This is a genomic window from Microbacterium sp. NFH-22A-Y, from assembly GCF_021401375.1.
Taxonomy (GTDB): Bacteria; Actinomycetota; Actinomycetes; order Actinomycetales; family Microbacteriaceae; genus Microbacterium; species Microbacterium hominis.
The window spans coordinates 570,079-591,148 of record NZ_JACBGF010000001.1; the positions used below are offsets into that span (position 1 = coordinate 570,079).

Below are 21,070 nucleotides of genomic sequence, written 5' to 3' on the forward strand. Positions count from 1 at the left end.
TCAGCAACAGACGCGGATGCGGGGGCGCTCGCCATCCGCATCCGTTGCTCGTCTCCGCATCCGATGCGGCGCTCAGACGGCGTGGATCGCCCCTGACGGCGATCCGTGCAACTGGCCGTGGAGCCGTTCCATGCGGGCGTCGAGGAGGGATGCCGACTCGGCGGCCTCCTTCAGCTCCACGAGCAGCCCGTCGGGCACCGCCCCGGCGTACTTGTAGTAGATCTTGTGCTCCAGGCTCGCCCAGAAGTCCATCGCGATCGTGCGGAACTGCACCTCCACGGCGACGTCGACGCGGCCCGACGAGAGGAAGACCGGCACCTCCACGATGACGTGCAGGCTCTTGTACCCGTTCGTCTTGGGCTGGGCGATGTAGTCCTTGACCTCGCGCACCGTGATGTCGTCCTGCCGGGTGAGCAGGTCGAAGAGGCGATAGGCATCCTTCGTGAAGCTCGTCGTCACCCGGATGCCGGCGATGTCGGTGATCGCGGCGCGGATCGCGTCGAAGCTGGGCTCGACGCCCTTGCGGGTGATCTTGTCGACCAGGCTGTCGGCGCTCTTGACGCGGCTGGAGACGTGCTCGATCGGGTTGTAATCGTGCATGAGCAGGAACTCGTCGCGAAGGATCCCGAGCTTGGTCTCGACCTCGCGGAGCCCGAATTGGTACTCCAGCAGGAAGCGCTGGAACTCGTCCCGCATCATCCGCAGCTGCGCGGCGGAGAACGTCGCGATCCCCTCGTCGGTCGACACGGACAGGCCCGGCGCACTCGCTTCCATGCCTCCGACCGTAGCGAGCGCTCCTCGGCGGATGCTGTGGGCTTCGGAGGACCCGGCCCACCGGCGGGGGACAATGGAGGGATGCCGTCGCCCACCCCGCCCGCCCGCTTCGGCGATCGTGTGCGCGCGGAGGCGGCGCACGTCGGGCGGAGCCTGGCGACGTTCGGCCCCGCGCGCGGGCGCCGCTGGCCGTTGGCCGTGCAGGCGGGGCTCGCGATGGCCGTGCCGATCGTGGTGCTCGCGGCATCCGGTCACGCCGAGCTCGCCCTGCTGTCGGCGACCGGCGCGTTCGCGGTCATCTACGGCGGGTGGCTGCGACCGCGGGAGCGCGCCCGGGTGGCGCCGCTGCTCGCGCTCGCCCTGTGGGTGTGCGCGGCGGCCGGCACGCTCGCGGCCGGCGGCGGCGTGCTCGCGGTGCTCGGCGGAGTGCTCGTCACCACGGTGGTCACCGCGGCGCTCGCGGGCGCGGTCTCGCTGGGCCCTCCCGGACCGGTGTTCTTCGTGCTGGTGTTCGGGCTGTCGGCCCAGGTGACCGCCGTCCGCGGCGGTGCGCGGGTCGTCGATCCGTGGATCTACCTCGCGATCGTCGCCGCATCGGGGGCCTTCGCGTGCCTCGTGGTGGCGGCGCCGCTGCTCCTGCCGCGCTATCGACGGGAACGCCCGCGATCGCTGGGCGTCCTGTTCCCGCTGCGCTGGTCGGCCGTCGCCCGCATGCTCACGCTGCGCGCCGTCGTCGTGGGCGTCGTGGGCGTGGCGGCCGCCGCGGTCGTCGACCCGGCGCGCTCGTACTGGATCGTGTGCGCCGGCCTCGCCGTGGTCGGACTGCCGGTGGGACGGCGGGATGCCACGACGCGCGGCATCCACCGCACCGTGGGCACGGTCGTCGGCGGCGCGCTCTACCTCGCCCTCGCCTTCCTGCCGCTGCCCGTGTGGGCGCTCGGCCTGCTGCTGGGCGTGCTGCAGGTCGCCATCGAGATGGTCGTGGTGCGCCACTACGCGCTCGCGCTCGTGTTCATCACCCCGCTCGTGCTGCTGCTCATCGGCGCGGCGACGGGCACGGTCGAGACGCTCCCGCTCGCTCTCGAGCGGATCGTCGACACGCTGGTCGGCGCGGCCGTCGGCACGTTCGCGGCGCTCGCGGTGCGGGGGCGGTCGCCGGAGTGACGCCCGCGCCGACCATGTGGTTTCCGCGTATGCATATACTGAGAAAGCACATCGGGCGGTCGGGGGAGCGGGGGAGCGGATGTCGGTACGGCAGAGCCTGTTGGCGATCCTCGATCAGGGCCCCTGCTACGGGTACCAGTTGCGCGCCGAGTTCACGCGTCGCACCGGGGCGGCCTCGCTGAACGTCGGCCAGATCTACAACACGCTGGAACGACTCGAACGCGACGGGCTCGTCTCCAAGGACGAGGTCGACGCCGAGGGGCACGTCTACTGGCGCATCACGGATGCCGGTTCCGCTGCCGTCCGCGACTGGTTCGACACCCCCGTGGAGCGGGTGGAGGGCGCCCGAGACGAGCTGACGCTGAAACTCGCGCTGGCCGCGACCCTGCCCGGCGTCGACGTGCTCCCGCTGGTGCGCGCGCAGCGCGCGGCGTCGCAGGGGCGGCTCGACGAGCTGACGGCGCGCTATGTCGCCGTGGAGGTCGGCGACCCGGCATCCGTGGTCGCGGCGTTGCCCCTGTCGGCGACGCTCTTCGCGGCCGAGAGCGAGGTGCGCTGGCTCGCCCACGTCGAGGACCGGCTCTCGGGCCCGTCCTTCGTGCCGCTCGCGCAGGAGCTCTCGTCCGACCGGCCCAAGCGCGGACGGCCGGCGAAGACCGCCGTCACCGCCTCGTGATCGGCGGCCCTCAGCGCTCGTCGCGCCAGGAGTGGCGCGGCGTCCAGCCGAGCAGGCGCTGCGCCTTCGTCGTCGAGAACAGCGACGCGTTGACGCCGAGGTCGCCGCGCACCTCGACGTCGGGGAAGACCTCCGCGACGAGCTCCGCGTTGGGGCGGCTCATGACGGTGTCGCCGGCGGCGATGAGGAAGTGGTCGAACCCGGCGGGGGCGACCTCGAGGGCGCGGGCGATGACGGCGGCGCCGTCGCGGGCGTCGATGTAGCTCCACAGGTTCCACTTGCGTCGGGCGGCATCCGCGTCGAACGACGGGAACTCGGCGTAGTCGGCGGGGACCATGACGTTCGAGAAGCGCAGCGCCGTGAGCGACACCTCGGGGTGCCAGCGCACGAGCTCCTTCTCCAGGGTCTCCTCGAGGTGCTTGACCAGCGAGTAGACCGACTCGGGGCGGGCGGCGTAGGCCTCGTCGACGGGGATGTAGGGCGGTGGCACGTCGAACGGAAGGCCCTGCACCGTCTCGCTCGACGCCGTCACGATCCGGGTGATGCCGAGGCGGATCGCCGCCCACAGCACGTTGAACGTGACGGCGATGTTGTTGTGGAACGTGGCGACGTCCGACCGGATGCCGGGCGCCGGGATCGCCGCCAGGTGCACGACCGCGTCGAGGCCGTCGTGCTGGTCGTTCACGCCCTGGAGGGCGTCGACGGTCTGGCCGTAGTCGGTGAGGTCGACCTGCACGAAGCCGGCGCCGCGCGTGCCGACGACGTCGAGCCCGACGACGTCGTGGCCCGCCTCCCGGAGCTCGTTGACGACGACGGTTCCCAGCTTTCCGGATGCTCCGGTCACGGCGATACGCATGGGCCCGAGCCTAGCGGCGGGCGAAGGTGTGCAGGCGGGCGGCGCCGACCAGGCCCAGCAGCAGGAAGGCCGACGCCACCAGCAGCGACCAGCGCGTCGCGTCGGCGAATCCCGCCGAGAGCGCCTGCACGGCGGCATCCGTCTGCGCGCCGAGCATGCTGGAGGCGCCCTGCGCGCGCAGCTGCGAGATGAGCGTGCCGGCCGAGGTGCGCGTCGCATCGGCGAGCTCGGTGGCCGCGGTGCCGGTGATCCCGGCATCCGACAGCGCGCCGGGCAGGGTCACGGCGAGCGAGATCGACAGGGCGGCGCCGGCGAACGCCGTGCCCAGCGCCGTGCCGATCTGACGCACGGTCGACTGGGTGGCCGAGCCCTGGCCGCTGATCTCCACGGGGACGTCGCGTAGCACGGTGCCGGTCAGCTGCGCCGAGGCGAGGCCGAGTCCGAGGCCGTAGACGACCAGCGGCAGGGCGATGAGCCAGCCCGGGGTGGTGGCGCTCGCGAGGGCGGCGAGGACGAGGACGCCGACCACCTCCAGCCCGAGGCCGATCAGCACCGTGCCGGGGGAGCCGAAGCGCGCCGCGAGGTGGCGGGCCGCCGCGCCCGAGGCGAAGGCGCCGAACGCCATGGCGGCCAGCACGAGACCGGTCTGCATGATCGACAGGCCGAGTGCGGCCGTGAGGTACAGCGGCAGCACGAAGATGATCGCGAACTCGCCGACCGCGACCATGGCCGCGGTCACGTTGCCCCAGGAGAAGGTGCGCAGGGAGAACAGGTGCAGATCGAGCAGCGCGTCGCGCTGCACCCGCTCGCGGTGCCGCTCCCAGAAGACGAAGAGGGTCAGCGCGACGGCCGCGACCGCCAGGCAGATCGGCACGACCGAGATCGGCGCGGACGCCGGCCAGGTCCACGAGCCGAGGGTGAGGTCGGCTTTCGGCGTCCACCACCCGAGGTCGGGTCCCTCGATCACGGCGAACACGAGCGCGCCGAAACCGATCGCCGACAGGAGGGCCCCGTCGACGTCGGCGCCGCGGCGGAAGCCGGAGCCGCGCGTCTCGGGCACCGCCCACACGGCGAGTGCGAGGATGAGGGCCCCGAGCGGCAGGTTCACCAGGAACACCCACTGCCAGGAGGCGTACTGCGTGAGGGCGCCGCCGACGAGCGGGCCGATCGCGGCGGCGCCGGAGATCACGGCGCCCCAGACCCCGAAGGCGGCGGCGCGGTACCGACCGCGGAAGACGGCGTTCACCGTCGACAGGGTCGCGGGCATGATGAACGCGGCACCCACGGCCTGCACCGCTCGGGCCCCGATGAGGGCGCCCCCGGTGGCGGATGCCGCCGCCCACACGCTGCCGCCCACGAAGACGACGATGCCGACGAGGAACAGGAGCTTGCGTCCGAAGCGGTCGGCGAGCTTGCCGGTCGACAGCAGGAGTGCGGCCAGCAGCACGGCGTACAGGCTCGACACCCATTGCGCGTCGGTGAGGTCGAGGTGCAGATCCCGGATGATGTCGGGCAGGGCCACACCGACGATGGTGCCGTCGAGCACGATCATCCCGAGGCCGGCCGCCAGCACCGCAAGCCCCATCCATTCCCGCCGGGAGGGGGCCGGTTCCCGCACACCTTCAGTCATACTGAAAGTATGCACCCGGGGTCGGCGTGCGTCCAGTCGCGACCGCCGTCTGTTATCGATAACCATCGAAACGGTCGTCGAAAACGTTGCCGAGCGCCAGTGGTAGCGGTAACATCACGAATGTTCCATCTGAAACGGGATGTCGGGGGCAGTGTCGCTCACCCGAGCGCACCCGTCTCCGCACGGACCGGACGACTCCCCGGACGGGGTCCGGTCGATCGTGCATGCCGGCACGTTCGACCGCGCACGTTCACGTGCACCCGCCGTCCGAGGAGTCGTCGGAGTGTTCCTGACTGTGCAGGGGCGGCGATGCCGCCTCGGTCCGGAACGGCGAAAGTGTACACCTCGCACCGCGTGGTCGCGCTGAACGCCAGGCTCCTGCGATGGGCGCACCGCAGTCACAGATCAAAGGAGTCATCGACGTGAGTCAACCCACGAAACCGCCCGCCGCCGAGCATCGGCCGATGATGCGGCGGGCCGGCGCGCTCGCCGGTATCGGAGCCCTCGTGCTCTCCGCCCTCGCGGCGGCCCCCGCCGCCGCGGCGGCGACGCCGGTGCCCGCCGTCAACGTCTTCGCCGCGGCCACGGAGAGTCCCGCCGTGCCGGGCAACCTTCTGCCCGACGGTCGCTTCGTCGAGGGCTTCACCGGCTGGACCACCGTCCAGGGCGGCACGCTCGCACTGAGCGACGACGCCGCCAGCGGCGCGCACGCGCTGAAGGTCACGGGTCGCACCGCGACGCAGTCCGGTCCCTTCGCCAGCGTGACGGGAAAGCTGCAGCCGGGGGCCTCCTATCGCCTCACGGGCAAGATCAAATACACCGACGGCCCCGCCACACAGCGGTTCAACTTCACGTTCTGCCCGTCGAACTTCAACGGCTGCGACGACCGGGGACAGACCTTCACGAAGGGCGAATGGGGCACGTACACGGCCGACTTCGTCGCCGAGGCGAAGCACGCCGACATGGCATGGCTGTTCGTCGAGACGCCCTGGGGCTCTGCCGCCCTGCAGGACTTCCTCCTCGACGACGTGTCGTTGGTGAAGACGGCCGACGCCCCCGCGGGGCCGGCGTTCACCTCGCTGGAGAAGGTGCAGACCAAGCCCGTCGGCGACCACAACCCGATCGTCGGGCAGAAGTTCGGCGCCGACCCGCACCACCTCGTCTACAACGGTCGCCTCTACATCTACTCGACCAATGACACCCAGCAGTACGAGGCGAACAGCAAGGACGCCAATGGTCTGCCCACCCAGTCCAACGGCTACGGCGCCATCACGACGCTGAACGTCATGTCGACGACCGACATGGTCAACTGGGTCGACCACGGCGCCGTTCCCATCGCCGGGGCCGGATCGGCCGCTCCCTGGTCGCGCAACTCCTGGGCGCCCGCGGCGATCGAGAAGGACGGCAAGGTCTACCTGTACTTCTGCGACAACGGCACGGGCACCGCGGTGGTCGTGGGCGGCTCGCCGCTCGGCCCGTGGACCGACCCGCTCGGCAAGAAGATCATCCCCGACACGGTCTCGCGCGACTACATCAACAGCGGCGGCTTCCCCGCCGGCATGTGGCTGTTCGACCCGGAGATCTTCATCGACGACGACGGCCAGGCCTACCTGTACTTCGGCGGCAACTCGCAGATCGGATCGGGCAGCAACGTCCAGGGGCCGCAGAACCCCAAGTCGACCCGCGTCGTGAAGCTGAAGGATGACATGGTCACCCTCGACGGCGACCCCGTCGAGATCGACGGCCCCGGCATGTTCGAGGCCTCGTCGATGTTCAAGCGCGACGGCAAGTACTACTACTCGTACTCGTCGAACTTCCAGGTCAACGAGGTTGCGGGCCAGTACCCGTCGCGCGGCGGCATCGCCTACATGATGACCGACGACCCGATGGACCTGCCGTCCGCGAAGTACGCGGGCGTGGCCTTCCAGAACCAGAGCGCGTTCTTCGGGGCGGGCAACGGCGGCAACAACCACTCCGACATGTTCACCTACAAGGGCGAGACCTACTTCACCTACCACGCGCAGACGCGCGGGGCGGCGTGGGCGCAGGCGCTCGGCACCCCCGGCCAGACGCAGGGCTACCGTTCGGTGCACATCGACAAGCTCGACTTCAACGCCGACGGGACGATCAAGCCGATCGTCGGCACGCGTCAGGGTGTCGCGCAGATCGAGGACTTCGACCCGTACCGCGCGTTCGAGGCCGAGACGCTCGCGTGGCAGCTCGGTGTGAAGACGGTGCCGACGACGGAGGCATCGGTGGAGTTCCCCGAGCACAACGGCAGCGGCAACATGGCGCTGTCGAGCCTCGACGACGGTGACTTCGCGGCGCTGTCGCAGGTCGCCTTCGGCGACGGTGCGAAGTCGGTCTCCGCGCGGGTGAAGCCGCTCGTGGAGGGCGCGTCGATCCAGGTGCGTCTCGACAACGTCGACGGACCGGTCGTCGCGGAGATCCCCGTGACGGGCACCGCCGGCGAGTGGACGACCGTGTCGGCCGCCGTCACCGGTGCCGAGGGGACGCGCGACGTGTTCTTCGTGTTCGCGCAGCCCGAGGGTGCCGAGGTCGAGGACGGCCTGTTCGAGGTCGACAGCTGGGAGTTCGCCCCCGTGTCCGACGAGCCCGGGCAGACGGACCCCTCGATCGCGCTGAGCGCGACCGAGGTGCGCGCCGGTGAGGCGCTCACCGTGACCGGCAGCGACTTCGCGGTGGACCGCGTCGAGGTCGGCATCGCCAGCACCTATCGCGCGCTGGCGCAGGCGGATGTCGTCGACGGCGCCTTCTCGGCACAGGTCACCGTTCCGTCCGACCTCGAGCCGGGATCCCACACCATCCAGGTGCGGGTCGACGGCGAGGTCGTGGCCTCGGCTGCCATCACCGTGCTCGCCGCGGCGGGGACCGACCCCGGCACCGGGTCGGGCACGCCGACGCCGACACCGACGGCGACGACGGCGGGCGGGTCCACCCTGCCCGCGACGGGCGGCACCCCCGACGGTCTCGTCGCGGGCGTCCTCGTGGGACTGCTGCTCATGGCCGCCGGTGGTGCGGTCGTGCTGCGGCGGCGTCGCCTGAACTGATCGACGGTCGGATCGCATGATCGCGGGCGGATGCCGGGACTCCGGCATCCGCCCGTGTGCGTGTCGGGCGTAACGTCGGAGCCATGACATCCCCGACGCCCCTCGTCGACGCGAGCGCCCTCGCCGTCGAGCTGTCCTCGCCGACGCCGCCCGTGCTCCTCGACATCCGCTACCGGCTCGATGCTCCCGACGGCAGCGCCGCCTACGCGGCCGGCCACCTCCCGGGAGCCGTGTACGTCAGCCTCGACGACGAGCTCGCCGCCCACGGCGATCCGGGGGAGGGGCGCCATCCGCTCCCGTCCGCGGCCGCGTTCCAGCGCGCCGTGCGACGGTGGGGCATCGATGACGGCGACGAGGTCGTCGTCTACGACGACTGGAACTCCTTCGCCGCGGCGCGCGCCTGGTGGATGCTGACCGACGCCGGGATCGCCGCGCGTGTGCTCGACGGCGGCCTCGGCGCCTGGACGCGCTCCGGCGGCGCCCTCCAGACCGGCGTCGTGACGCGCCCGGCCGGCACCGCGACCGTGCGACCGGGGCGACGCCGACGGCTCGACATCGACGACGCGGCCGCCCTCGCCCGCGACGGCGTGCTGCTCGACGCGCGCGCCCCCGAACGGTATCGCGGCGACATCGAGCCCCTCGATCCCGCCGCCGGGCACATCCCGGGGGCGCGCAACGCGCCGACGACCGCGAACCTCGACTCCGACGGACGCTTCCGTCCGGCCGAGGCGCTGCGCGCGGCATACGCCGATCTCGACGGCCTGCCGGTGGGGGTCTACTGCGGCTCGGGGGTGACCGCGGCGCACGCCGTGCTGGCGCTACGGGTCGCCGGCCACGACGCGGCGCTGTATCCCGGGTCGTGGAGCCAGTGGTCGAATACCCCCGGCCGGCCGGTCGCGATCGGCGACCGGCCCTGACACTACGATGTTGACGATGCCACTGTCACCTGCACACCTGTCTGCGACGTCCGTCCCCGCCTCGGGCACCGACGTCACCCTCCGTTCCGGATCGTACGAAGCGCACATCGCCAGTGTCGGCGCGTCGCTGCGCGCCCTCACCCTGGACGGGCGCGACCTCGTCGTCCCCTTCGCCGCCGACGAGGTGCGTCCGGCCTACCGCGGCGCCACCCTCGCTCCGTGGCCCAACCGCGTGGTCGACGGGGTGTACACCTTCGCGGGGCACACGCACCGGCTCGCGCTGAGCGATCCCGGCCGCCCCAACGCCCTGCACGGCCTCGCGGTGTGGCTCGACTTCGACGTCGTGGCGCAGAGCGAGAACGAGGTGACGCTCGCCACCGAGATCGTGCCGCAGGCCGGCTACCCGTGGCGGTTGCACGTCGAGACCACCTACCGCCTCTCCGCCGACGGCCTCACGCAGACCGTCGCCGCGACGAACCGGAGCGCGGATGCCGCGCCGTTCGGCACCGGCCCGCACCCCTACCTCGTCGCGGGCCCCGCGCGGCTCGACGAGTGGACGCTCGACCTGCCCGCCGACCAGGTGCTGGAGGTCACCGACGCGCAGCTCGCGCCGATCGGGCTGGCCGACGTCACGGGGTCGCCGCGGTTCGACTGGCGTGCGGAGCGTACGCTCGGCGACGTGGAGATCGACCACGCCTTCACCGGTCTGCAGCGCACCGACGGCGCCGCGGTCGTGCGCCTCACCGACCCGTCGGGCACCGGGGTCGAGATGGTCTGGGACGCGGCGTGCCCGTGGGTGCAGATCCACACCGCCGATCTCCCGCCGCTCGCCGACGGCAGCGCGCCCGCGGGGCACCGGGCCGGACTCGCGGTCGAGCCCATGACGTGCGCGCCGGATGCCTTCAACGCCGAGCGCTACGACTACGACGCCGGACTCGTCGTCATCGAGCCGGGCGCCACCGCCGCGGCGTCGTGGCGGATCGCCGGGTTCGCGCGCTGACACCGCAACGACGAGGGGCCCCGGAGAACTCCGGGGCCCCTCGTCGTGCGGCGGGTCTCACGCGTCTCCGCGGAGCTCTTCCTTCACTTCGTTGCGCTTGTGCACCGAGTCGCGCTCGGCCTCGGCCTTCTTGACCTCGGCATCCGCCTTGACCTCGTCGATCTTGTCCTCGACGCGGTCGACGGTGTCTTCGAAGCCTTCCTTGAGCTTGCGGCCGGCCGTCTCCGCGGCGCTCTTCGCGTCGTCGATGAATCCCATGATGTGACTCCCCTCGTCCAGCTCGTACAGTGTCCGTTCCACGGTAGGCGCCCCGGCGGGGCCGCCACGAGGGGCTTGTCCGGCCCTCCGACACGTGCTATCGGTCAGGTCACGGACGCTGGCCGCCGCCGCCCATGCCGCCGCCGGGGCCCATCTCCGAGGACGTCTGCTCGCCGGCCACCGCCGAGCCCACCGTCGTGCCGCCGGAGCTGCCGCCGCTGGTGAGCCCGCCCAGCAGCGCGGTGCCCGCGGTGCCGCCGGAGGTGAGGGTGTAGGTCTGGCCGTTGACGAGGGCGGCGTCGGAGTAGACGAGGCTCTGCGTCTGCTTCGTGGTCGTGAAGGTCGCGAGCACCGTTCCCGACGAGTCCACCACCGACAGGACCGTGCCGGCCGCGATGGTCCCGCTCGTCGTGAACTGCACGGAGGCCTGCGCCGAGTCGGCGGACGGTGCCATCGCCATGCCCGACGAGCCGGCGGCGAGGAAGACGCCGCCCGAGATCGTCATGCCGTTGTCGACGTCGAGCGCGCCGTTGTCGTTCGCGGTCGGGCCGTTCACCACGACCGTGCCGCCCGACATCGTCAGCGTGCCGGAGTTGACGTCCAGGCCGTCGCCCTGCGCGTCCACCAGGAGCGTCCCGCCGGTGATCACGAGGGTCTGCGCCCCTCCGCCGGCATCCGGCTCGGAGACGTTGAGGCCGTCGTCGCTCGAGGTCACGGACGTGTCGCCGCCCGAGACCGTGATCTGCGCCGCCTCGAATCCCTCGTAGGCCCGGGCGACCGTGGTCGTTCCCGCCGAGACGACGAGCTGCAGGTCGGCGTGCACGCCGTCGTCGCCCGAGGAGAGGGTGACGGCCGCGCCGCCCAGGTGCGCGTACGCGTTCGTGTTGACCGCGTCGTCGGCGGCATCCACCTGCACCGTCCCGCCCTCGAGCACGGCGATGACGCCCGCGGAGATGCCCTTCGCGCCGCCGTCGGCGTCGCCGCCGGAGCCGCCGCCCGCCGTGATCGACAGGGTGCCGCCGGTGGTGACGACGTCGGTGGCGGCGTCGATGCCGTCGTCGCCGCTCGTGATCGTCGTGGTGCCGTCGGCGAGGTAGACGTAGCCGCGTGCGGCATCCTCCGTGTTGTCGCTCTTCAGGCCGTCGCCGCCGGCGGACACCGTGATGGCGCCGCCGCGGACGACGACGTAGTCCTTGCCGCGGATGCCGTCGTCGACGGCCGTCACCGCGACGGTGCCCGACTGGATCACCAGGCCGTCCGTCGAGGCGATGCCGTCGTTGCCGTTGCCGGTCACCGTCAGTGAGCCGGTGCCCGTGATCGTGAGGTCGGCGGCGCTGTACAGGGCCGCGTTGTGGGCCCCGTCGGCGTAGCTCGACGCGTCGGAGAGGCTGTTCGTCGTGCCGTCCGCGAGGATCACGACCGCCTCGTCGGCCGCCTGAACGTCGATCGCGGCGCCCGCCGTCGTGGCGATCTGGGCCCCGTCGAGCACGAGGCGCACCTGTCCGTCGACCGTCGAGTCGACGACGATCTGGCCGCTGTACGAGCCGGAGAGCACGTACGTCCCGGGAGCGGTGATCTGCACGGTCGCCCCGCTGACGGCGGCACCCTCCCCGGAGACGGTCGCGGACGATCCGGACAGGGCGATCGTGGTCGCCGTCGCCGCGTCGTACGCGTCGTCGTCGGCCTTGTCGTGGGTCTCCTGGTTGCCGGCGAGCACGTCGGCGGCCGTCTGGGTGGCATCGGTGGCGCCGGTGATCGCGCTGGAGAGCGTGGACGCCGTCTCCACGGTGGAGGCGGACGCGGTGGCGCTGGGCGTCGGCGAGGACGTCGCCGTGGCGGCGCATCCTGCCAGCACGAGGCTGACCGCCAGTGCGGGGGCGGCGAGCAGCCAGAGCCGGCCGCGAGGGGTGCGGGGCGTGCGGGCGGTGGGTGTGTCGTTCATGATGTCGTCCTTTCGACGGGGGAGTGGAGGAGCGGGGCTCACGCGGCGACGGTGGTGACCGTCGCGGCGGAGAAGTGCCGCGTGAGAACGCGGTTCCAGCGATGGGCGGGCAGGTCGCGGTACAGCGCGGCCATGCCGGTGCCGTACTTCGACACCGTCGCGGGGCGGTGTCCGTGGCGCCACAGCGCGCGGTCCAGGGCCCCCGCGCGCTGGCCCGACTTGGTCTCGACGACCACGGATGCCGGCAGCCGCAGCATCCGCCCGTCGCCGTCGAGCCGCGTCAGCCAGGCGAGGTCGGTGTCGATGGTCGCCCGCGACGGGTCGTGGCGGTCGGTGCCGGGCAGGAGGATCGTCGTGCGCCGGTAGCGGGTGACGAGTACCGGCACGAGCGCCGTCGCCAGCCGTTCGGCGTTGGGGATGCCCGCGTCGGCGAGCAGGTCGGTCGCGTACGAGACGGCGTCGTCGTCGAGGACGTCGTCGGCGGCGTGGACCGCGACGGGGACGCGATCCTTCACGGTGGCGGCGCGCGCTCCCCGGGTCTTCACCTCGAGGAACGATCCGCCCGAGTCGAGGTAGGTGCGCGAGCGCACCTTGAAACGGCGGCGGCGGCCGTGGACGGCGCCGTAGTAGCTGTCCAGCGCCGGGGTGTCGAAGTACTGGGAGGCGTAGCGCAGCGACCGCTCGCCCGCCACCTCCAGCACCTGGGCGCCCGCGGGGAGCGCGGCGAGCACCTCCGGGAGTGCGCGGAGGGGGAGGAGGTACTTCCTGTCCACGCGGGTCTGCAGTGCGGCCTCCGCGTTCAGCGCGGTCAGATCGACGGTGTCGAGGTGCTGCAGCGGCTGCAGGGCGGTGAGCGGGCTCATCGTCCCAGCCCCGGCGTGCCGATGGTCTCCAGCGTCTCGGGATGCCGCGACGGTGCGCTGCCCGGTCGCGGAGCCGAGTACCGCACGTCCACGACGGTGGTGTCGGCGACGAGGTCGATGCTGCGGGTGGTGATGCGGTGCGCGGGGGTGCCCAGCAGCTGGGCGACGGCCCGGTGCAGCTCGGCCTCGTCGATGTAGGCGCGGTCGAGCACGAGCTGCTGCTCGCGCGAGCGGCGCAGCAGCGCCGGGCTGTCGACGACCGCGATGACGCCCACCACGAGCGCGATCAGGCCGATGCTCAGCCACGTCACCGACGAGCTCAGACCGGCGATGAGGCCGATCGCGAGCGCCGCGAGGTAGTACGACATCTCGCTCTGCTCGATCTCGCGCGAGCGCAGACGGATGATCGAGAGTACGCCGAACAGGCCGAGCCCGAGCCCCGCCCCCACGGCCGTGTCGGTGAGGACCATCGAGACGGCGAGCACCCCGACGTTCACCCCCACGAAGGCGACCGCGAGGTCGCGGCGCCGATGGCGCGGGTAGTAGACGGCGAAGGCGAGCAGGGCGATCGCGACGAGATCGAGGGCGACGGCGGCGAAGGGGGCCATGGGAACTCCTGACGTGTGTGTCCGGATTCCCATGACAGACGGGCTCGCTATGCACTTTCTATGCGGCGCGTCGGTCGCGCTTACGAATGCGTCGGCGGGCGATGCCCTAGCATGGCGCCGTGATGACCAGCGCAGGCACCCTCGACCAGTGGCAGTCCTTCTTCGGGCAGGGGACGGGGCTCGCGCTCTTCCTCACCTACTACGTGCTGCTCGCGGTGGCGATGTGGAAGGTGTTCAGCAAGGCCGGGTATCCCGGCATCCTCGCGCTGATCCCCATCGTGAACTGGTTCATCCAGGTCAAGATCGCGGGCTTCTCCGCGTGGTGGGGACTGCTCGCGATCGTTCCGCTGGTCAACATCGTGTTCTCGATCATCGTCGCGCTGCGCATCGGACGCGGCTTCGGGCACGGCGGCTTCTTCTCGTTCGTGCTGCTGTGGGTGATCGCGCCGATCGGCTACTTCGTCATCGGTTTCAGCGGCGACCGCTACTCCCGTCCGGCGTGAGGCGGGAACCCACGGCGCCCGCCTCGACCCCCGCGGAGCCGGTTCCGTAGGATCGAGGGTGAGGGGGTGCCGTGGCAGCCAGCAGCAAGCGCGTACGCACCCGTGACGTCGTCGCGGAGGGGCTGTACATCGCGTCCGCCGCGACGCGTCTGAGCCTGAAGAACACCATCCTCGTGCACATCCTCGCCGACGGTGAGGACTTCGACCTCGACCGTTACCTCCCGGAGGCGAAGGCGGCGCTGGAGGCCCTCGCCGCGGAGGCCGAGGACGACGCGGCACGCACGGAGCGCGAGCGCCGCGCGGCGCGCGGGCGCCACACCGACTCCGACGGCACGCACGACTATCGCAGTCGCGACGTGCGCAACCTGCGCCGGCGGCAGAAGCAGTCGCTGCACGTCGCGCACGAGCTGCGGGTGCGCGCCGACGACGAGGAGGAGCTGCGCAAGCTCGTGATCGACGCGCGGGATGCCGCATGGGCGGAGGTCGCGAGCAACATCGACCGGACGCTGCGCATCGAGGCCGCCCGCCCCGACCTCGACCCCGACTACGACCGCATGCGCAACGCCCGCATGCAGGCGCTGCGGCTCGTCGACCTGCCGAAACTGCGCGCCCACCGCCGCAGCGTCGCCGCGCAGCAGAAGCAGCGCGCCGCGGGAGTGGAGCCGGCGGAGATCGCGGAGCGCTCGGGTGCGGGGACGCCCGGCCTGGACGAGCTCGACGTCGGCCTCGATTCGTCACATCCCGGCGCGTAGGCTAAGCTGGTCCTCGGCCCTCGACGAGGTGCCGAAACTGCGCCCGTAGCTCAATGGATAGAGCATCTGACTACGGATCAGAAGGTTAGGGGTTCGAGTCCCTTCGGGCGCACACTGTGTTGAGACAGTAACGAAGAAGGCCCGCGGCATGCCGCGGGCCTTCTTCGTTGACGCCGTCGATGACGACGCTCGTGCATGAAGAACTGTGACGGCGACGGCCCCGTACGCCGCCATCGCGCCTACCGTGTGAGGGTGACCACCTCCTCCGCCCCGTCCACCGCACGCCCCGCCGGCATCGATCCGCGCGGCCCGCGGTTCGCGGCATCCGTCACCGCCGCCCTGCTTCTGGTCGGCACCTTCCTCGCCCTCGTCGGCTCCTCCACGGCCACGACGGCGACGACGCCCGGGGAGCGCGTCACCGATCCGGCGTTCCTGCTCCTGCTGGTCGTCGACCTGCTGTTCGTGTGGGGCTTCGCGGCTCCCCGCACCGCGCCGTGGGGCGCGCTGTACCGGGTCGCGATCCGGCCGCGCCTGCGGCCGCCGGTCGACCTCGAAGACCCGCGTCCGCCGCGGTTCGCGCAGGTCGTCGGTTTCATCGTCGTGACGGTCGGGCTCGTGCTGCACGTCGCCGGCGTCGCGTGGGCGCTGCCGATCGCTGCGGCCGCCGCGTTCATCGCAGCCTTCCTCAACGCCGCCTTCGGCCTGTGCCTGGGCTGCCTGCTGTACCTCGCGCTGGCCCGCGCCGGTGTCTTCCGCCCGCGTGGCGGCCTGCTCGGCGCCTGAGCTGAGCCTCAGACGGGGCGGACCCGCAGCCACACGAAGCCGTGGGGGCGGAGGGCGACGCCCTCGTCGAGGTCGACCTCGACGTCGTGCACCGGGTCGAACGCGGTCCGCTCGAAACCCGACAGGGTCAGCGGGTCGATGGTGACCTCGGCATCCCCCACGTTCGCCAGCACCAGCATGCGCGTCTCGGCGCCCGGCCGCTGGTAGCCGACGACGGCGGCGTGCGGGGTGTGGAAGGGGAGGAGGGCGTTGCCGGCGAGCTCCGGCGACTGCCGGCGCACGGAGATGAGCTTCGTGAGGCGGTGGAAGACGCGGCCGGCGGCCGTGGTGTCGTCGCCGCGGTGGGCGTACGCGTCGCGGGGACGGTTGCCGCGGTGCACCCACCGGGTGTCGCCGCGGCGCACCGGGTCGTCGGCGTAGGTGTAGTCGTTGAGCTGCGCGACCTCGTCGCCGAGATACAGCAGCGGGATGCCGCCGGTCGACAGCGCCAGGGCGTGGGCGAGGATGACCCGGTCCTCGCCGCCGGGATCGCCCGCCTCGATGCCCGCGAGCGACGCGGTGGTCCCGGTCACGCGGGCATCCCCCGTGGCGGGGTTCTCCTGGAAGGCGACGCCGCGCGCGAAGGTGCCCTCGTGGCGTCCGGTGTAGAAGCGGTTGAGGAACTGCCGGTGCGCGTAGCCGTCGATGCCGAGCTCCGCGGCATCCTCGTCGGCGAAGGTCCACCCGATGTCGTCGTGGCTGCGCACGTAGTTCACCCAGGCCGTGCCCGGCGCCAGGGCGTGGCGACGATCCAGCGCCTGCTGCAGCAGTCGTCCGTCGCGGGTGGCCAGCGCCTCCCACGTCAGCGCCATCTGCAGCGGGTTGTACGACAGCTCGCACTCGTCGGGCGAGATGTAGCTGACGACCTCGTCGGGGTGGACGATCGCCTCCGACTTGAACACCATGCCCGGAGCGGCCATCGCCAGCACCGCGTTGAACGCCTGCAGCAGCAGGTGCGCTTCGGGCAGCGACTCGCACGAGGTGCCGAGCCGCTTCCAGATGAAGGCGACGGCGTCCATGCGCAGCACCTCGACGCCCTGGTTCGCGAGGAAGAGCATCTCACCCGCCATCGCCCGGAAGACGGCGGGGTTCGCGTAGTTGAGGTCCCACTGGTAGTGGTAGAACGTCGACCAGATCCAGCGGCCGTCCTCGAGCGCCACGAACGAGCCGCGGTGGTCGTCGGGGAAGATCTCCCGCGTCGTGCGCTCGTACGCGTCGGGCATCTCGCGGTCGGGGAAGATCAGGTAGAAGTCGGCGTACTCGGGGTCGCCGGCGACGGCCTTGCGTGCCCACTCGTGCTCGTCGCTGGTGTGGTTGAAGATGAAGTCCAGCACGAGCGAGATGCCCGCCAGCCGCAGATCGGCCGCCAGCTCGGTGAGCTGCTGCATCGTGCCCAGGCTCGGGTTGACGCGCCGGTAGCTCGAGACCGCGTAGCCGCCGTCGTTGTCGCCGTCGGGGGCGTCGAACAGCGGCATGAGGTGCAGATAGGTCAGTCCCAGCTCGCGGAAGTACGGGATCTGGTCGCGGATGCCGGCGAGGTTGCCGGCGTAGCGGTCGACGTAGCAGACGCCGCCCAGCATCCGCTCGGACTGGAACCACTCGGGGTCGGCCTCGCGCTGCGCGTCGCGCACCTTGAGATCGAGCGGGCGTGCGTTCCACGACGCGGATGCCGCGGCCACGGTCGCCGCGAGCTGCTCCTGGCCGTCGGCGCGATCGCCGTACAGACGGGTGAAGAGCTCGTGCAGGCGGGGGAACTGGGCATCGACGCGGGAGAGGAACCCCTCGTCGACGCGTCCGGCGCCCTCGCAGGCCTCGAGCGCGGCGCGGAGGTCGACCTCCGGCCTCGTCAGTGCGGTCATGGTGCCCCCTCCGAGTTCTCAGCGTAACCGGCGCGTAGGCTCGGAGCGTGAGTGCGTACGTCTCGGCGTTCGAGTTGTTCTCCATCGGGGTGGGCCCCTCGAGCTCCCACACGGTGGGTCCGCTGCGCGCGGCCCGCGACTTCGCGCGCCGCGCGGCCGATCGCGCCGCTGCGACGGGAGCCGGGATCGTCCGGGTCGAGTGCGCGCTGTACGGCTCCCTCGGCGCCACCGGCATCGGTCACGGCACACCCGACGCCGTCGTGGCGGGGCTGCAGGGCCACGAGCCCGAGACGGTCGATCCGGCTCTCGTGCGCGGCGCGTGGTCGGGCTGGACGGACGGGGCGGACCTGCTGCTCGACGGACGTCTCGCCGTCGCGTTCGCGCGCGCCGACATCGTGCTCGCGCCGCGCACGCGCCTTCCCGGTCACCCGAACGCGATGACGCTGGTCGCGCGGGATGCCGCGGGAGCGGCGGTGTGCGAGGACACCTATTACTCCATCGGCGGCGGGTTCATCCGCCGCGAGGGCGAGGAGGCGGCCGTGTCCGCGGCATCGTCGCCCCTGCCCTTCTCCACGGCGGCGCAGCTGCTGGACGTCTGCGACGAGTACGGTCTGACGATCGCGGAGGTCGCCCGACGCAACGAGGAGGCGCTGCGATCCGAGGAGGAGGTCGCCGCCGGCCTCGACGCGATCTGGGACGCGATGGCCGCGTGCGTCGACGCGGGGCTGCACGCCGAGGGCGTGCTCCCCGGCATGCTCAAGGTGAAGCGGCGCGCCGGAGCGATCCGGGCGCAGCTGGAGGAGGTCGCCGCGTCCGGGCGGGAGCTGCCCGGGGAATGGCTGGGCGCGTTCGCCCTCGCCGTCAACGAGGAGAACGCCGCGGGCGGACGGGTCGTGACGGCGCCGACCAACGGTGCGGCCGGCATCCTGCCCGCCGTCGCGATGTACTGGTGGCGCTTCCTCGCCGACTCGGGGATCGGCGCCGCGAACGCCGTCACCCCGTACGGGGAGCTGGTCGGCTCGGCGCTGCTCGGCCTGCACGGCGAGACCGATCCCGTGCCGGAGGCGGTCGCGGCCTCTGCCGAGGCGCTCGCCGAGGCGAACCGGCGCCGCGGCATCCGTCGGTTCCTGCTGACGGCGACGGCGCTGGGCTCGCTGTTCAAGGCGAACGCGTCGATCTCGGGTGCGGAGGGCGGATGCCAGGCCGAGGTCGGCTCGGCGTGCGCGATGGCGGCCGGCGGGCTGACGGCCGTGATGGGCGGGACGAACCGTCAGATCGAGAACGCCGCGGAGATCGCGATGGAGCATCATCTGGGCCTCACCTGCGACCCCGTCGGCGGGCTCGTCCAGATCCCCTGCATCGAGCGCAACGCCATCGCGGCCTCCACCGCCGTGACGGCGGCGCGTCTCGCGCTGCGCGGCGACGGCACCCACTACGTGCCGCTGGACGCCGTCGTCGAAACGATGCGCCAGACCGGCATCGACATGTCGACGAAGTACAAGGAGACGAGCGAGGGCGGTCTCGCCGTCAACGTCGTGGAGTGCTGAGCACCGGCTCGCAGCCGCGGCTCGGTTGGCGCTCGCGCCGCAAACCGTGCTGCCATTTCTAGCGAACGGGCCCACCGAGCGGCCGGTCACGCAGGCGCGGCGCGGCGCGCGAGGGCGGCGCGCACCAGTGCCGCGCCGCAGGACGGATCCTGACGGATGTGCGCGGAGGTCAGGCGTACGACGTCCCAGCCGAGGTTCGCGTAGTCGGCGTACTTCTGGAGGTCCCGCGCCCACTGGCGACGCGAGGTGCGGTGGTGATCACCCTCGATCTCGACGGCGACCTGGTGAGCCCGGAACGCGCCGTCGCTGATGCCGAGCAATCGCCCGTCCGAGGTGCGCACCTCGACGTCGAGCTCGGGCTCCGGCAGGCCGGTCCCGATGAGCGACAGTCGCCAGTCGGTCTCGAGCGGCGACATGCTGCCCGTGCGCAGCAGGGGGAGTGCTGCCCGGAGCTTCCCGATTCCCTGTCGGCGTCCTGCGGCGACGGCCGCACCCAGGTTCTCGGGCCTGGCGAGCTGGCGTTCGGGCACACGCCGCCCCCATCCGTCGCGGGGCACGCGGATGATCGCGTCGCCGATGACCACCAGATCGCGTGTCGAGTGCTCACGGGCGAGCATCGCCCAGGTGGAGCCGAGCGTCGCGACGGGAATTCCGGCCCGGACCGTGGAGTGGACGAGCATCGGCGCGACCTGCACGGCGGCGATGCCCGTCCGCCGGAGCGCACGGTGCGGCGCAGGCACGGCGACGTCGAGGTCGCCGGATGCCGCGGCATCCGCGTCGAGGAGGGGGAGTCCGTGGATCGCGAGCGCCGTCGTTCCGATGTAGAACGCGTGGGGCGGAAGCACCAGCACGTGCGCGCGGACGCGACGCAGGATGGCGCGCCGCGCGATCTCGTCCGGGGCGTCCTCGCCGAGCGTCGCCGCGTCGTCTGCCTCACGCCGGAGGCGGACTCCGCGGAAGGGTGCGTCCAGGTCGCGCGCCGCGAGTCGTCCGCGGGCGACGCCCGCCGCCGCCGCATCGGCGGCGGTGAAGACCTGGGGCAGAGTCGACGGAAGCGGGCGTGGTGGGCGCGGCATCCCCTCAGCGTGGGCGCATTCGCTGCCGTCGCGCGCCGCGCCGCGAGGCCCCGTGGAGAACGTGCGCGGGTGCGCCGTCTGGGGAGGAGGAGGGCGCTGCCCGGCGAGTTGGCGCCGACGCCGGAAACGGTGGCGTGGTTTCCGGCTCGTGCGTCAACTGAGCCCGGGCAGGTCGGAGGGTTCGCTGTGCGTGAACCGTTGGCACTCTCCTGGTGTGAGTGCTAATCTGAAGCTAGTTGAGTCGACGAGGCTCAACTTTCAGAACTCACAGAGCCATACACGAACAGGAGAGAACAATGGCCACGTATGACCCGTTCCGTGACCTCGACCGCATCGCGTCGGGCCTCTTCGACACGCGCCGCGGACCGCGCCGGATGCCGATGGACCTCTACCGCGACGGCGACCACTACGTGCTGAGCGCCGACCTGCCGGGCATCGATCCGGGCTCGGTCGACATCGACGTGGACGGCCAGCTGCTGACGATCCGCGCCGAGCGCACCCTCACCGAGGGCGAGGGAGTGAAGTGGATCACGCGCGAGCGCGAGACCGCGAGCTTCCTGCGTCAGCTCAACCTCGGCCAGGGCATCGACACCGACGGCATCGCCGCGACCTACAGCAACGGCGTGCTGACCGTGACGATCCCCGTGAGCGAGAAGGCCAAGCCGCGCAAGGTCCAGGTCGTCGCCGACGGCGGCGCGCCCACGATCCAGGCCCACGCGTCGGCACAGGAGCCGCAGCCCGTCGAGCCGTGA

The 21,070-nt window shown here is 71.9% G+C and carries 19 protein-coding genes and 1 tRNA gene; 11 read left to right on the forward strand and 9 right to left on the reverse strand.

Annotated features, from left to right (window positions below; genetic code table 11):
* Positions 1–72 precede the first annotated feature (72 nt).
* The gene (locus L0965_RS02585) at positions 73–774 is read right to left on the reverse strand and encodes a GTP pyrophosphokinase family protein (RefSeq protein WP_101305545.1); all 702 of its coding nucleotides are present in this window, start codon (positions 772–774) and stop codon (positions 73–75) included.
* Between the two features lie 81 nt (positions 775–855).
* Here L0965_RS02585 and L0965_RS02590 point away from each other — a divergent pair, with 81 nt between their 5' ends.
* Together L0965_RS02590 and L0965_RS02595 are read left to right on the forward strand one after the other, a co-directional pair.
* Entirely contained in the window at positions 856–1,938 is a 1,083-nt protein-coding gene (locus tag L0965_RS02590) for an FUSC family protein (RefSeq protein WP_101305546.1), read from the forward strand.
* A gap of 79 nt (positions 1,939–2,017) precedes the next feature.
* Positions 2,018–2,614 (forward strand): PadR family transcriptional regulator, encoded by a 597-nt coding sequence (locus L0965_RS02595; RefSeq protein WP_101305547.1) that lies wholly within the window; start codon positions 2,018–2,020, stop codon positions 2,612–2,614.
* 10 nt (positions 2,615–2,624) lie between these two features.
* On the opposite strand, the gene L0965_RS02600 is transcribed toward L0965_RS02595, so the two are convergent.
* Positions 2,625–3,470: an NAD(P)-dependent oxidoreductase gene (locus L0965_RS02600; RefSeq protein WP_101305548.1), complete on the reverse strand. Its 846-nt coding sequence runs from the start codon at positions 3,468–3,470 to the stop codon at positions 2,625–2,627.
* Positions 3,471–3,480: 10 nt separating this feature from the next.
* Entirely contained in the window at positions 3,481–5,100 is a 1,620-nt protein-coding gene (locus tag L0965_RS02605) for an MFS transporter (protein ID WP_198553668.1), read from the reverse strand.
* A 422-nt stretch (positions 5,101–5,522) separates the two neighbouring features.
* On the opposite strand from L0965_RS02605, the gene L0965_RS02610 reads away from it, so the two are divergent.
* The 3 genes from L0965_RS02610 to L0965_RS02620 all read left to right on the forward strand — a co-directional run bounded on the left by L0965_RS02610 (position 5,523) and on the right by L0965_RS02620 (position 10,088).
* Positions 5,523–8,171 carry a family 43 glycosylhydrolase gene (locus L0965_RS02610; RefSeq protein WP_232783990.1) on the forward strand — a complete coding sequence of 883 codons (2,649 nt, stop codon included), beginning with the start codon at positions 5,523–5,525 and terminating at the stop codon, positions 8,169–8,171.
* Positions 8,172–8,254: 83 nt separating this feature from the next.
* The gene (locus L0965_RS02615) at positions 8,255–9,088 is read left to right on the forward strand and encodes a sulfurtransferase (protein ID WP_101305550.1); all 834 of its coding nucleotides are present in this window, start codon (positions 8,255–8,257) and stop codon (positions 9,086–9,088) included.
* Between the two features lie 16 nt (positions 9,089–9,104).
* The gene (locus L0965_RS02620; protein ID WP_101305551.1) at positions 9,105–10,088 is read left to right on the forward strand and encodes an aldose 1-epimerase family protein; all 984 of its coding nucleotides are present in this window, start codon (positions 9,105–9,107) and stop codon (positions 10,086–10,088) included.
* A gap of 57 nt (positions 10,089–10,145) precedes the next feature.
* Here L0965_RS02620 and L0965_RS02625 read toward each other — a convergent pair whose 3' ends face one another.
* The 4 genes from L0965_RS02625 to L0965_RS02640 form a co-directional block, all read right to left on the reverse strand.
* Positions 10,146–10,388 carry a hypothetical protein gene (locus L0965_RS02625; RefSeq protein ID WP_223848834.1) on the reverse strand — a complete coding sequence of 81 codons (243 nt, stop codon included), beginning with the start codon at positions 10,386–10,388 and terminating at the stop codon, positions 10,146–10,148.
* Between the two features lie 67 nt (positions 10,389–10,455).
* Positions 10,456–12,288 (reverse strand): carbohydrate-binding domain-containing protein, encoded by a 1,833-nt coding sequence (locus tag L0965_RS02630; protein ID WP_101305553.1) that lies wholly within the window; start codon positions 12,286–12,288, stop codon positions 10,456–10,458.
* A gap of 38 nt (positions 12,289–12,326) precedes the next feature.
* Positions 12,327–13,151 (reverse strand): polyphosphate polymerase domain-containing protein, encoded by an 825-nt coding sequence (locus L0965_RS02635; RefSeq protein WP_198553669.1) that lies wholly within the window; start codon positions 13,149–13,151, stop codon positions 12,327–12,329.
* Positions 13,148–13,759, reverse strand: a complete 612-nt coding sequence (locus L0965_RS02640; protein WP_060959036.1) for a DUF4956 domain-containing protein — start codon at positions 13,757–13,759, stop codon at positions 13,148–13,150. The genes L0965_RS02635 and L0965_RS02640 overlap by 4 nt, the downstream gene beginning before the upstream one ends.
* A gap of 122 nt (positions 13,760–13,881) precedes the next feature.
* Here L0965_RS02640 and L0965_RS02645 point away from each other — a divergent pair, with 122 nt between their 5' ends.
* The 4 genes from L0965_RS02645 to L0965_RS02660 all read left to right on the forward strand — a co-directional run bounded on the left by L0965_RS02645 (position 13,882) and on the right by L0965_RS02660 (position 15,797).
* The gene (locus L0965_RS02645) at positions 13,882–14,262 is read left to right on the forward strand and encodes a DUF5684 domain-containing protein (protein WP_060959037.1); all 381 of its coding nucleotides are present in this window, start codon (positions 13,882–13,884) and stop codon (positions 14,260–14,262) included.
* A gap of 71 nt (positions 14,263–14,333) precedes the next feature.
* The gene (locus L0965_RS02650; protein WP_223848835.1) at positions 14,334–15,014 is read left to right on the forward strand and encodes an asparagine synthase; all 681 of its coding nucleotides are present in this window, start codon (positions 14,334–14,336) and stop codon (positions 15,012–15,014) included.
* Between the two features lie 39 nt (positions 15,015–15,053).
* Positions 15,054–15,126: transfer RNA gene (locus L0965_RS02655), tRNA-Arg, on the forward strand.
* Positions 15,127–15,266: 140 nt separating this feature from the next.
* Positions 15,267–15,797 (forward strand): DUF4395 family protein, encoded by a 531-nt coding sequence (locus L0965_RS02660; protein WP_060959082.1) that lies wholly within the window; start codon positions 15,267–15,269, stop codon positions 15,795–15,797.
* Between the two features lie 8 nt (positions 15,798–15,805).
* On the opposite strand, the gene L0965_RS02665 is transcribed toward L0965_RS02660, so the two are convergent.
* Entirely contained in the window at positions 15,806–17,695 is a 1,890-nt protein-coding gene (locus L0965_RS02665; RefSeq protein ID WP_101305554.1) for an alpha-amylase family protein, read from the reverse strand.
* 47 nt (positions 17,696–17,742) lie between these two features.
* On the opposite strand from L0965_RS02665, the gene L0965_RS02670 reads away from it, so the two are divergent.
* Entirely contained in the window at positions 17,743–19,242 is a 1,500-nt protein-coding gene (locus tag L0965_RS02670; protein WP_101305555.1) for an L-serine ammonia-lyase, iron-sulfur-dependent, subunit alpha, read from the forward strand.
* Between the two features lie 86 nt (positions 19,243–19,328).
* Here L0965_RS02670 and L0965_RS02675 read toward each other — a convergent pair whose 3' ends face one another.
* Positions 19,329–20,318 carry a hypothetical protein gene (locus L0965_RS02675; protein WP_101305556.1) on the reverse strand — a complete coding sequence of 330 codons (990 nt, stop codon included), beginning with the start codon at positions 20,316–20,318 and terminating at the stop codon, positions 19,329–19,331.
* A 296-nt stretch (positions 20,319–20,614) separates the two neighbouring features.
* On the opposite strand from L0965_RS02675, the gene L0965_RS02680 reads away from it, so the two are divergent.
* Entirely contained in the window at positions 20,615–21,070 is a 456-nt protein-coding gene (locus L0965_RS02680; protein WP_060959041.1) for an Hsp20/alpha crystallin family protein, read from the forward strand.

What these genes read in the sequence shown, in the direction of transcription:
- L0965_RS02585 (WP_101305545.1), bottom strand. Translation starts at nt 774, where the DNA reads ATGGAAGCGAGTGCGCCGGGCCTGTCCGTGTCGACCGACGAGGGGATC.
- L0965_RS02590 (WP_101305546.1), top strand. Translation starts at nt 856, where the DNA reads ATGCCGTCGCCCACCCCGCCCGCCCGCTTCGGCGATCGTGTGCGCGCG.
- L0965_RS02595 (WP_101305547.1), top strand. Translation starts at nt 2,018, where the DNA reads ATGTCGGTACGGCAGAGCCTGTTGGCGATCCTCGATCAGGGCCCCTGC.
- L0965_RS02600 (WP_101305548.1), bottom strand. Translation starts at nt 3,470, where the DNA reads ATGCGTATCGCCGTGACCGGAGCATCCGGAAAGCTGGGAACCGTCGTC.
- L0965_RS02605 (WP_198553668.1), bottom strand. Translation starts at nt 5,100, where the DNA reads ATGACTGAAGGTGTGCGGGAACCGGCCCCCTCCCGGCGGGAATGGATG.
- L0965_RS02615 (WP_101305550.1), top strand. Translation starts at nt 8,255, where the DNA reads ATGACATCCCCGACGCCCCTCGTCGACGCGAGCGCCCTCGCCGTCGAG.
- L0965_RS02620 (WP_101305551.1), top strand. Translation starts at nt 9,105, where the DNA reads ATGCCACTGTCACCTGCACACCTGTCTGCGACGTCCGTCCCCGCCTCG.
- L0965_RS02630 (WP_101305553.1), bottom strand. Translation starts at nt 12,288, where the DNA reads ATGAACGACACACCCACCGCCCGCACGCCCCGCACCCCTCGCGGCCGG.
- L0965_RS02635 (WP_198553669.1), bottom strand. Translation starts at nt 13,151, where the DNA reads ATGAGCCCGCTCACCGCCCTGCAGCCGCTGCAGCACCTCGACACCGTC.
- L0965_RS02640 (WP_060959036.1), bottom strand. Translation starts at nt 13,759, where the DNA reads ATGGCCCCCTTCGCCGCCGTCGCCCTCGATCTCGTCGCGATCGCCCTG.
- L0965_RS02645 (WP_060959037.1), top strand. Translation starts at nt 13,882, where the DNA reads ATGACCAGCGCAGGCACCCTCGACCAGTGGCAGTCCTTCTTCGGGCAG.
- L0965_RS02665 (WP_101305554.1), bottom strand. Translation starts at nt 17,695, where the DNA reads ATGACCGCACTGACGAGGCCGGAGGTCGACCTCCGCGCCGCGCTCGAG.
- L0965_RS02675 (WP_101305556.1), bottom strand. Translation starts at nt 20,318, where the DNA reads ATGCCGCGCCCACCACGCCCGCTTCCGTCGACTCTGCCCCAGGTCTTC.
- L0965_RS02680 (WP_060959041.1), top strand. Translation starts at nt 20,615, where the DNA reads ATGGCCACGTATGACCCGTTCCGTGACCTCGACCGCATCGCGTCGGGC.